Annotated in this window: 11 protein-coding genes; 9 read left to right on the forward strand and 2 right to left on the reverse strand. The window is 63.0% G+C overall.

Annotation, left to right across the window (positions count from 1 at the left end):
• Window positions 1–165: 165 nt before the first annotated feature.
• Together ASD02_RS05430 and ASD02_RS05435 are read left to right on the forward strand one after the other, a co-directional pair.
• Window positions 166–870, forward strand: a complete 705-nt coding sequence (locus ASD02_RS05430; protein WP_057210029.1) for a GntR family transcriptional regulator — start codon at window positions 166–168, stop codon at window positions 868–870.
• Window positions 871–994: 124 nt separating this feature from the next.
• Complete coding sequence (locus tag ASD02_RS05435; protein WP_057210031.1) at window positions 995–1957, forward strand: dihydrodipicolinate synthase family protein; 963 nt, start codon at window positions 995–997, stop codon at window positions 1955–1957.
• Between the two features lie 167 nt (window positions 1958–2124).
• Here the strand turns inward: ASD02_RS05435 and ASD02_RS05440 are convergent, their stop codons facing one another.
• The gene (locus ASD02_RS05440) at window positions 2125–2730 is read right to left on the reverse strand and encodes a TetR/AcrR family transcriptional regulator (RefSeq protein WP_244494171.1); all 606 of its coding nucleotides are present in this window, start codon (window positions 2728–2730) and stop codon (window positions 2125–2127) included.
• Window positions 2731–2863: 133 nt separating this feature from the next.
• On the opposite strand from ASD02_RS05440, the gene ASD02_RS05445 reads away from it, so the two are divergent.
• A complete protein-coding gene (locus ASD02_RS05445; RefSeq protein ID WP_234907822.1) occupies window positions 2864–3634 on the forward strand; it encodes an NIPSNAP family protein in 771 nt (256 codons plus the stop codon).
• A gap of 235 nt (window positions 3635–3869) precedes the next feature.
• Here ASD02_RS05445 and ASD02_RS05450 read toward each other — a convergent pair whose 3' ends face one another.
• Entirely contained in the window at window positions 3870–4907 is a 1038-nt protein-coding gene (locus ASD02_RS05450) for an Ldh family oxidoreductase (RefSeq protein WP_057212979.1), read from the reverse strand.
• A gap of 144 nt (window positions 4908–5051) precedes the next feature.
• On the opposite strand from ASD02_RS05450, the gene ASD02_RS05455 reads away from it, so the two are divergent.
• From ASD02_RS05455 to ASD02_RS05480, 6 genes are all read left to right on the forward strand, one after another.
• Window positions 5052–6569: an aldehyde dehydrogenase (NADP(+)) gene (locus tag ASD02_RS05455; protein ID WP_057210038.1), complete on the forward strand. Its 1518-nt coding sequence runs from the start codon at window positions 5052–5054 to the stop codon at window positions 6567–6569.
• Between the two features lie 182 nt (window positions 6570–6751).
• A complete protein-coding gene (locus tag ASD02_RS05460; protein ID WP_057212915.1) occupies window positions 6752–7558 on the forward strand; it encodes a transporter substrate-binding domain-containing protein in 807 nt (268 codons plus the stop codon).
• Between the two features lie 342 nt (window positions 7559–7900).
• Window positions 7901–8566 (forward strand): amino acid ABC transporter permease, encoded by a 666-nt coding sequence (locus tag ASD02_RS05465; RefSeq protein WP_025429441.1) that lies wholly within the window; start codon window positions 7901–7903, stop codon window positions 8564–8566.
• 12 nt (window positions 8567–8578) lie between these two features.
• On the forward strand, window positions 8579–9232 hold the full coding sequence (locus ASD02_RS05470; protein ID WP_025429442.1) for an amino acid ABC transporter permease: 654 nt from the start codon (window positions 8579–8581) through the stop codon (window positions 9230–9232).
• A complete protein-coding gene (locus ASD02_RS05475; protein WP_057212917.1) occupies window positions 9225–9947 on the forward strand; it encodes an amino acid ABC transporter ATP-binding protein in 723 nt (240 codons plus the stop codon). The genes ASD02_RS05470 and ASD02_RS05475 overlap by 8 nt, the downstream gene beginning before the upstream one ends.
• Before the next feature lie 7 nt (window positions 9948–9954).
• Window positions 9955–11205 (forward strand): FAD-binding oxidoreductase, encoded by a 1251-nt coding sequence (locus ASD02_RS05480; RefSeq protein WP_057210041.1) that lies wholly within the window; start codon window positions 9955–9957, stop codon window positions 11203–11205.

The following is an 11205-nucleotide window of genomic DNA, read 5'->3' on the forward strand; positions in this document are numbered from 1 at the left end:
CGGCGCAAAGTTGCCAATCTCACCCATCCGTCGCGCGAAAATAGAGGACCGGTACCGAACGACGCCAACGCTCGGGAAACCTCGCGATCTCGAACCAATGCCTATGCAGAGTTGATCCCACGGACATGGGGAAGTATTTATCGTGTCGACAAAAGGATTCTAAAGATGACCGATACCGATTCCAACCCCACACTCGAACGCAAGCGCGGCTCCGGCGTAAAGATGGTCTACGACCTTCTGCGTGACGAAATCCTCGATCTGGTCCTGCCGCCGGGCAGCCCGATCGACGAGGTCCAACTCGCCGAACGCTTCAAGATGTCGCGCACGCCGATCCGCGAAGCGCTGGTGCGGCTGGCCGGCGAGGGCCTGATCGATACGCTGCCGAACCGGTCGACGATGGTTTCAAGCATCGATTTCCTCAACATGCACACGTTCTTCGATGCGCTCGTGCTGATGTACCGCGTCACCACCCGGCTCGCGGCGCAGCATCATCGCCCGGAGGATCTGCAGATCATCCGCGCCCGGCAGGCTGAATTCGCAGCCGCGGTGCAGGCCCAGGATGCGCTGGCGATGATCGCCACCAACGCCGCCTTTCATTCGGCCATCGCCGAGGCCGGCCGCAACGCCTATTTCAGCGGCCTCTTCAACCGGCTCCTCGACGAAGGCCGGCGGATGCTGCGGCTCTATTACCAGTCCTATGGTGACCAGCTGCCGCAACGCTTCGTCGACGAGCACGAGGACATGATCACCGTGATCGCCGCCCGCAACGTCGAAGCGGCCGACCAGCTGGCCAAGGTGCATGCCGAGCAGATCGTCACTCAGATCAAGCGGCTTTTCACCCGCGACGAGCGGTTGGATATCGCGCTGTAATCTTCTGTCGATTTCTTGTCGACAAATAAAATACAACAGGATATTGTCACCGTCGAAGGCTGAGATCGGCGTCGGTGATGACGTTGGCCTCAGCCCATTCGACAGACCAATTGAGGAGTTTGAGATGAAGGCCAAGATTTTCTCCGGCGTCATTCCTGCGCTGATGACCCCGTGCAACGACGACCGCAGCCCCAACTTCGATGCGCTGGTGCGCAAAGGCAAGGAACTGATCGCCCAGGGCATGTCCGCAGTCGTCTACTGCGGTTCGATGGGTGACTGGCCGCTTTTGACCGACGCGCAGCGCATGGAAGGCGTGGAGCGCCTGGTCAAGGCCGGCATTCCGGTTATCGTCGGCACCGGCGCCGTCAATACCGCTTCTGCCGTCGCCCATGCGGCCCACGCCCAGAAGGTCGGCGCCCAGGGCCTGATGGTTATCCCCCGCGTGCTTTCGCGCGGCTCGGTCGTTGCCGCCCAGAAGAACCACTTCAAGGCCATCCTCTCGGCTGCCCCGGACCTGCCGGCGGTGATTTACAACAGCCCCTACTACGGCTTTGCCACCCGCGCCGACCTGTTCTTCGCGCTGCGCGCCGAACATCCGAACCTCGTCGGCTTCAAGGAATTCGGCGGCGCCGCCGACATGCGCTATGCGGCCGAGAACATCACCAGCCGTGACGATGGCGTCTCGCTGATGATCGGCGTCGACACGGCTGTGTTCCACGGCTTCGTCAACTGCGGCGCAACCGGCGCCATCACTGGCATCGGCTGCGTGCTGCCGAAGGAAGTCATCCACATGTGCAACCTGTCGCGGGCAGCCGCCGAAGGCGACGTCGATGCACGCCTGCGCGCGCTGGAACTGGAACAGGCACTCGCCGTGCTTTCCTCCTTCGACGAAGGCCCGGATCTGGTTCTCTACTTCAAGCACATGATGGTGCTGAAGGGTGACAAGGAATACACGCTGCACTTCAACGAGACCGACGCCCTGTCGGAAAGCCAGCGCGGCTATGTCGAAGCGCAGTTCAAGCTGTTCAACAGCTGGTATGCCGCGTGGAGCAAGCTCCCGGGCGCAGTGCAAACATACAAGGGCTGATCATCGGTTGACCGCGCGTTAGCAAGAAGGCCCTCCCGTCGGGAGGGTCCTTAGCTGACGTGTGGAATTTTAGGTGACGTTTCTGCTGAACCCCCTACACCGCAAGGACTTAGGGGGTTCTTTTTGTTTAAAAATCTGAAGGAAGCGAGAACCAGCGTTTGTTCACCTTAAGATTCGTGCCCCAGCAACGTCTGATTTCGAATGATCGACGTTAGCTGCGCGGCGCAGATCTTCAGGGGAGCCACGGACTGGGATGCTTTCGCCATCGCCATCGCACCGGAATAGGTTGCTACGACCAGGGTTGCCATGGCCTCAGAATCGAAATCGTGAACGGGGGCCGCCCGGAGGTCGCCCCTCAGCTTGTCGGCGATGGCTGACCTCCAGCGCATGAAGATCGCCTCGATCGCGGCCTGGAAATCTTCGTCCTCGCGCGACAGTTCAAGAGCGAGATTGTTCAACGGACAGCCCGACACTGCCCCTTTCCGCTCCAGTTCGGAAATGATGGCTGCGAACACCGCTTGGATACCGTCGGCCGTCGTCGTCGCAAGATTGACTGGCGTGATCCAGGTCAACTCGACGGCTTCCGCCACCCGATCCTGAATAACGGCGAGGCCAAGGGCCTTCTTGGTGGGGAAATGATGGGCGAGCGCTCCACCCGTGACGCCCGCCTCGCGCTTCAAGTCGTGGAGGGCACTGGAATGGTAGCCGCGGGTCGAGAATGCAGCGTAGGCAGCATCCACAAGCCGCTGCCTTAGTCCTTCGGGATCATTCATGCGTCTATGCGACGAGGTAGGTCGTTCCGACATGGGTCCTTCCTTTCCTCCTGGTTATAACAGGTTGACAAAACAGGACAACTGTCCTGTATTACAAAACAGGACGACTGTCCTGTTTCGAGGAAAGGTGGCCATGACTGTATTCACAATGAGCGAACCACTGACGGCTACGGACGATCCGACCAACGCGATCGTTGAACTGCGGCGGTATCGGCTTCGGCCGAACACCAGGGAGACGCTGATCGACCTGTTCGATCGCGAGTTCATCGAACCCCAGGAAGCGCAGGGAATGAGCGTGATGGGACAATTCCGCGACCTTGATGATCCCGACAGCTTTGTATGGCTGCGAGGCTTTCGCGACATGCCGTCCCGCGCAGCGGCATTGAACTCGTTCTATACGGGCCCGGTGTGGGCAGCTCACCGCGACCAGGCGAACGGAACGATGATCAATTCGGACAACGTTCTGCTCCTGCGGCCCGCATCGCCCGATACCGGCTTTGCGCGGTCGGGCGCCACGCGCGCCGCCTCTGGCGCGGCGGATGTACGGCGCGGTCTTGTGGTTGCGACGATCTGTTATCTCGCACCACGTACGGACGACGCGTTTGCCGTGTTCTTTGAAGCCGTTGTCAGGCCATATCTGGAGCAAGCCTCGGCCACGGTGTTGGCAGCATTGGTCACCGAGCAGAGCCCGAACACTTTCCCGAAGCTGCCTGTCCGCGAAGGGGAGACCGTCTTCGTCTGGTTCTCCGCTTTCCCCAGTCTGGCTGCCTACGAGACGCATCTTGCCGAACTTGCGCGCTCCGAGACCTGGATCACGGAGGTCGTTTCGGAGATGGAGCGGCGAACGTGGCGGCAGAACGAGGTGTTGCGGCTGACGCCGACGACACGATCCCTGCTGCCGTGACGCATTGCATCGAAGGGAGTTTGGCCGTGCCTTCTCGATGAGGTCGCAATGATCTCGCTGTCTTTGCTACCGGATGCCCGTTCAAAGAACCCGTTACCGGCAGATTCTGAAAATGTGGAACCAGGGCAAACTGGTTCCACATTTTGGGAAGGGAAAGGCCCTTCCGGGAGCCTCCGGGAGAGCCTTTCGTTTTGCTAAGTGCCAGAAGGGGGCTGAGTGCCCCGGGGCTGGATCTTTACGCCACGGCATCGAGCCCAAGTGTGTGCAGGCGCTCGAGTTGCTCCATCTCGGCGGCCGTCAGGGTGATGCCATCGACCTCAGACTTTGCGCGGGCAGCGAAGCGGCGCTGCGACGGCAGGCGCGCGCCCTGGCCGAGAATGGCGTCAAACAGGACCTCGGCGCGGTCGAACGGATTGCCGGGACGCCCGGCGGCAAATGCCTCCGGCGAGAAGGCGATGATCAGTTCGCCATGGAACGGCGCCAATGAGGTGGTGCCGAGATAGTCGAGCACTTCCGGGCTAGTCAGGTCGCCGATCATGATGCCGGCCAGGAGTTCGATCATCGTGCCTATGGCCGAACCCTTATGGCCACCGAACGGCAGCATGGCGCCAGCAAGTGCGGCATCCGGATCGGTCGTCGGATTGCCCGACGCGTCGATCGCCCAGCCCTCCGGCAGCGGCTTACCGGCCCGGCGGTGCAGCTCGATCTCGCCGCGTGCGGCAACGGAGGTCGCAAAGTCGAAGACATAGGGCGGACGGCCTTCGCGCGGCCAGGCGAAGGCAAACGGGTTGGTGCCGAGCAACGGCTTGTTGCCGCCGGTCGGCGCGACGGTCGCATAGCTCGGGCACATGACGAGCCCGGCAAGGCCCATATCCGTCAGCCCTTCCGCCTCGGGCCAGAGCGCCGAGAAATGGGTGCAGTCATTGATGACGAGGGCGGCAAGCCCCAGGGTCCGGGCACGCTCGGCGAGAACAGGCAGGCCAAGCTCGAAGGCCGGATTGGCAAAACCACCCATGGCATTGACCTTGACGATCGCCGAGCCTTCCTGCGGTAGAAGCCCGGGAGTGGCGTCCGGCTTTACCTTACCGGCCTTGACGGTGCGCAGCGCGCCTTCGATACGGTAGATGCCATGCGACTTGCAGGCGTCGCGTTCGCCTGCCACGATCACCCGCGCAAGGGCGCCGGCCTGGACGGCATTGAGCCCGGCCTTGCGGAAGATCGCCTCGACCCGCTCCTGAACTGCGGCGATTGTCAGGGTGGTGGTCTCACTCATCTTGTACCTTTCTGGCTGCATATGACCCTGTTGCGGGCGGTTGAAGTTCTGCATACATAGAGTATACAAAGATCCGACAAGTGCAATTCGGCTGTCAGCTATTCATGCCGAAAGACACCGGTGTTCTCAAGAAAGGATCCGCAGATGGTCTTCACCCCCAAAGGAAAACATCTCGTCGCCGGCGAGTGGCTCGACGGTGCAGGCACCTTCGCCTCGACACCGGCACACGGCCCGGCGCATGACTTCGCCGTCGGCACGGTCGAACTGGTGAACCGCGCCTGCGAGGCGGCGGAAGAAGCGTTCTGGACCTACGGCTATTCGTCGCGGGCCGAACGTGCAGCGTTCCTGCGCGCCATCGCCGACGAGATCGAGGCACGAGCCGAAGCCATTACCGCGATTGGCAGCCAGGAAACCGGCCTGCCGGAAGCGCGGCTGCAGGGCGAACGCGGCCGCACCACCGGTCAGCTGAGACTGTTTGCCGACCATATCGAGGCGGGCGACTACCTCGACCGACGCGTCGATGCGCCCCTCCCCGAGCGCCAGCCGGCGCCCCGTCCGGAAATCCGGCTGATCCAGCGGCCGATCGGCCCGGTCGCCGTTTTTGGCGCCTCCAACTTTCCCCTCGCCTTCTCGACTGCCGGCGGCGATACCGCAGCGGCGCTCGCCGCCGGTTGCCCGGTGGTGGTCAAGGGTCATTCGGCCCATCCCGGCACCGGCGAGATCGTCGCTGAGGCCGTCGAAGCCGCCATCCGCAAGTGCGGCGTTCACCCGGGCGTGTTTTCGCTGATCCAAGGCGGCAGCCGCGACGTCGGCCACGCGCTCGTCAAGCATCCGCTGATCAAGGCCGTCGGCTTCACCGGTTCGCTCGCCGGCGGACGCGCGCTCTTCGATCTGTGCGCCGCCCGCCCCGAACCAATCCCGTTCTTCGGCGAGCTCGGCTCGGTCAACCCGATGTTCCTGCTGCCGGAAGCGTTGAAGGCACGTGCCGAGGCGCTTGGACAGGGCTGGGCCGGTTCGCTGACCATGGGTGCCGGCCAGTTCTGCACCAATCCCGGCATCGCGGTGGTGATCGAAGGATCCGATGCCGACCGCTTCACGGCCGCCGCCGTCGATGCGCTCGCAAAGGTGGCGCCGCAGACCATGCTGACCGATGGTATCGCCAAGGCCTACCGCGACGGCCAGGAGCGTTTCACCACCCGCAACAGCGTCAAGCCGCTGCTCGAGACCAGCTCGTCGGACCGCGCCGCGTCGCCCAACCTGTTCGAGACGACCGGCAGCCAGTTTCTGGCCGACCATGCACTCGGCGAGGAAGTCTTCGGCCCTCTCGGCCTCGTCGTCCGGGTAAATTCGGAAGCCGAGATGGAACAGCTCGCGCGCGGTCTCCAGGGACAGCTGACGGTCACCGTGCACATGGATGCCGGCGACATCGAGCCGGCCCGTCGCCTGCGCCCCATCCTTGAGCGCAAGGCGGGGCGCCTGCTCGTCAACGGTTTCCCGACCGGTGTCGAGGTCGTCGATTCCATGGTGCATGGCGGCCCGTATCCGGCCTCGACGAACTTCGGCGCGACCAGCGTTGGCACCATGTCGATCCGCCGCTTTCTGCGTCCGGTCTCCTACCAGAACTTGCCGGAAGCCCTGCTGCCGGAAGATTTCCTGAACTGATCCGCGACCGATCGCTGCGCAGGGACCCCATTTTGCGAAACAAATGGGATCCCTGCGGGCCAACTGCGTCACGATCATATACTTTTTGTATACTGTTTGTATTTTTAAGTTGATTTACGCTCTCCAACGCGGAATATTGCGCTCGCCGTCAAACGGCGCACCAAATTCAGGGAGAGAGAAAAATGAAGACCTCGGTCCTAGCCTTCGGCCTCGTTGCCGCCACCGCTCTGACCAGCCCGGCCCATGCCGACAAGCTGGATGATATCATCGGCTCGGGTACGCTGCGTTGCGCAGTGGTTCTCGACTTCCCGCCGATGGGTTCTCGCGACGAGAACAACAATCCGGTCGGCTTTGACGTCGACTACTGCAACGACCTTGCCAAGGCGCTGGGCGTCACGGCCGAGATCGTCGAAACTCCCTTCCCCGAGCGCATCCCTGCGCTGATGTCCGGCCGCGTTGACGTCGGCGTCGCTTCGACCTCCGATACGCTCGAGCGTGCCAAGACCGTCGGCATGACCGTTCCCTACTTCGCCTTCGAAATGGCCGTTACCGCCAACGACAAGACCGACATCAAGTCCTTCGAGGACATGAAGGGCAAGGTCGTCGGCGCCACCGCCGGCACCTTCGAAGCCATCGCGCTGGAAAAGCAGGTCAAGGAATGGGGTGCGGGCGAATTCCGTCCTTACCAGACGCAGGCCGACGTCTTCCTCGCGCTTAGCCAGGGGCAGATCGACGCAACGGTGTCGACCTCGACCGTGGCGCAGGCCAACGTGAAGACCGGCAAGTTCGCCGGTATCTCGGTTGTCGGCAAGGCGCCGTTCGACATCGACTACGTGGCTCTCTTCACCAACCGCGAAGAATACGGCCTCATCAACTACCTCAACCTCTTCATCAACCAGCAGGTCCGCACCGGCCGCTATGCCGAACTCTACGAGAAGTGGGTCGGCGGCGAACTGCCTTCGCTGGCGGTGAACGGCGTGTACCGCTAATCTGTCCGTTTCTCTGGCGGCGCGAGGCACACGTCTCGCGCCGTTGTACCAACCTGCGCTGATATCGACCGATTGCGCGGGACCGTGTGCGGTCATCCGGCAAGGAGCGGACCTTAGAGCGATGCCTTGGCATCGGTCGAGGATTGCGACGCTGCCGGTGGCCGACACACTGCCCACCCAAAGGGCCGGGCGCTTTTGGCCTCCGGACGGCGTCGACAATCCTCACCGGACCGTCTGGTCCGGTTGCGGTTGTCTGCTTGCCGGAAGCTAAAATCGCTCCGGCGAAATCGGCCAATATCAGGGCAGGTTGGTACCACTCATTTTCGAAAAGGTGAGACGGCGATGTTCAACTACTCCTTCCACTGGAACCAGGCGCTGAAAGCATTGCCGCAAATGCTTGACGGCGCGCTGGTCACGCTGCAGATCGCGCTGCTGTCGATGCTCATCGGCGTCATTTGCGCGCTCGCCCTGACCGGGTTCCGCCTGTCCGGCAATCGCATCCTCAGTGGCTTTGCCACCGCCTGGATCGAGATCGCGCGCAACACGCCCGCGCTGTTCCAGATCTACATGGCCCATTTCGGCCTCGGCAATTTCGGCATCCATCTGAGCCCCTACACGGCGCTGCTCGTCGGCATTGCCTTCAATAATGCGGGCTATCTGGCTGAAAACTTCCGCGGCGCCCTGAAAGCGATCCCGGATACGCAGACCCGTGCCGGCCGTTCGCTCGGCATGACGGCGCTGCAGGCCTTCCGCTACATCATCCTGCCGCAGATGCTGCGCGTCGCCTTCCTACCGACCACAAACCAGATGGTCTGGGCAATCCTGATGACCTCACTCGGCGTCACCGTCGGCATGAACACCGACCTCGCCGGCATCACCCAGGAACTGAACGCCCGGTCCTTCCGCACCTTCGAATTCTTCGCCCTGGCAGCCGTGATCTACTACGTCATCGCCAAGGCCGTGACCCTCGCTGCCCGAGCGATCGCCTCGCGCATGTTCCGTTACTGAGAGAGGTGAGAGATGTTCAATACCGCCCTCACCTGGAGTGATCTCGCCTTCCTTGCACAAGGTGCTGCGATGACGCTCGCCGTCACCGCCGTTTCGGTTACCGCCGGTACGCTGCTCGGCATCCTCTTCGGGGTGATCCGCGTTCAAGCCGGCCCCTACTGGTCGGCGCCGCTGACCTTCGTGCTCGACGTGTTTCGCTCCGTTCCGCTCCTGATCCAGCTCGTGCTGGCCAATGCCTTCCAGTCCATCGCCAAAATGGGCTGGGGGCCGTTCACGACCTCCTGCGTGGTGCTGTCGCTCTACACGGCCGCCTATTGCACCGAGATCGTGCGCGGCGGCATCTCGTCGGTGCCGCCGACCACACGCCGCGCGGCACGCTCGCTGGGCATGACCTGGTGGCAGGACATGCGCTACATCGTGGCGCCGCTTGCCACCCGCGTTTCGCTCCCGTCCTGGATCGGCCTCACGCTCGGCGTCATGAAGGACTCGGCACTCGTGCTCTGGCTCGGTCTGATCGAGCTTCTGCGCGCCTCGCAGATTCTCGTCACCCGTCTGCAGGAACCGCTGTTCATTCTCCTGATCTGTGGTGCAATCTATTTCCTCATCAGCTTCCCCATCGCCCGGCTTGGTGGGTATCTCGAAAAACGGTGGTCCCCCAATGATTGAGATTGAAAACGTTCGCAAATCCTTCGGCCCGCTGGAAGTTCTGAAGGGTATCGACCTCACCGTGAAGAAGGGCGAAGTCCTGACCATCATCGGCGGCTCCGGTTCCGGTAAGTCAACGCTGCTAACCTGCATCAACGGGCTCGAGACCATAGACGGCGGACGAATCGTGGTCGACGGCACCGATGTGCATGCAAAAGCGACGAACCTCAACAAGCTGCGCCGTAAGCTCGGCATCGTCTTCCAGCAGTTCAACGCCTTCCCGCATCTGACCGTGCTCGAAAACGTCATGCTCGCCCCGCGAAAGGTGCTGGGCCAGTCGAAAGCCGAGGCTGAGGCCATGGCCGTAAAACAGCTCACTCATGTCGGCCTTGGCGACAAGCTTTCGGTCTATCCCAACCGCATGTCGGGCGGCCAGCAGCAGCGCATGGCGATTGCCCGCGCCCTTGCCATGTCCCCGGCCTACATGCTGTTCGACGAAGTGACCTCGGCGCTCGACCCGCAGCTCGTCGGCGAAGTTCTCGACACGCTGCGCATGCTCGCCTCCGAAGGCATGACGATGATCTGCGTCACCCACGAGATGAAGTTCGCCCGCGAAGTGTCCGATCGGGTGGCCTTCTTCCACAAGGGCGTGATGGCCGAGATCGCCCCGCCGGAAGCGCTGTTCGGCGCGCCGAAGGATCCGGAACTGCAGAAGTTCCTGGCAGCGACGCATTGAGCCGATCATGAAGGATGCAGCTCAACCTGACGTCATTGTCATCGGCGCCGGCGTTGTCGGCCTTTCCGCCGCGATAGCGGCCCAGGCACGGGGGCTTTCGGTCACCGTGCTCGACCGGGAAGGCCCGGCAGCTGGAGCCTCGGCGGGAAACGCCGGGGCCTTCGCCTTCACCGACATCCTGCCGCTCGCCTCGCCCGGCATCCTCAAGAAGGCGCCGAAATGGCTGCTCGACCCGCTCGGGCCGCTGAGCATCCCGCCGGCCTACGCCGCGCAGATCGCGCCGTGGATGTTCCGTTTCTGGCGCGCCTGCTCGCCAAAGCGGGTGGCGCATTCGACGGCCGCCCAGACGGCGATGATGGACCTCTCCAAGGTCGAGCTGGAGCCGTTCCTTGCCGCAACCGGCACCCTGCCGATGCTGCGCAAGGATGGCAATCTTCAGGTCTATGAAAGCGAGGCCGAACTCAAGGCTTCGCTGCCCGGATGGCGGGCGCGTGCGGACCATGGCATCGAATTCCGCCATATGGGCGCAGCCGAGATGGCCGAGATACAGCCAGGTCTGGCGCCCCGCTTCACCCATGGCACGTTTACGCCGGGCTGGTTTTCCATTGCCGACCCGAAGCTCTATACGCTGGCGCTGGCAGAACACTTCCGCGCCAAGGGCGGGGCGATCGAGCGCGCCGACGTTACGGCCCTGGCGCCAATCGATGGCGGCGTCGAAATTCGGACCACAAGTGGCGCGACGCGGCGGGCGGCACAGGTCGTGCTCGCGGCCGGTGCGTTCTCCCACCGGATTGCCAAATCTCTCGGCGAGAGCATCCCGCTCGAAACCGAGCGCGGCTACAACACCACGCTGCCGGCAGACGCTTTCGACCTGCGCACGCAGGTCACCTTCGGCGGTCATGGCTTCGTCGTCACCCGGCTGTCGACCGGTGTCCGTGTCGGCGGTGCGGTCGAGCTCGGCGGGTTGCAACTGCCGCCGAACTACCGCCGGTCCGAAGCCATGCTGCAGAAGGCACGAACCTTCCTGCCGGGGCTCAAGCCCGAAGGTGGCGTGCAGTGGATGGGCTTCCGCCCGTCGCTGCCCGACAGCCTTCCGGCCATCGGCCGCGCCCGCGCGACATCGCGGGTTGTCTACGCTTTCGGTCACGGCCATCTCGGCCTGACCCAATCGGCGGGCACCGCCCGGCTTGTCGCGGATCTTTTGACCGGCCAGGCTCCGACGATTGACATCGCCCCCTTCTCGCCTCAACGGTTCTGA

It is taken from the genome of Ensifer sp. Root1252 (assembly GCF_001425885.1).
GTDB lineage: Bacteria > Pseudomonadota > Alphaproteobacteria > Rhizobiales > Rhizobiaceae > Ensifer > Ensifer canadensis.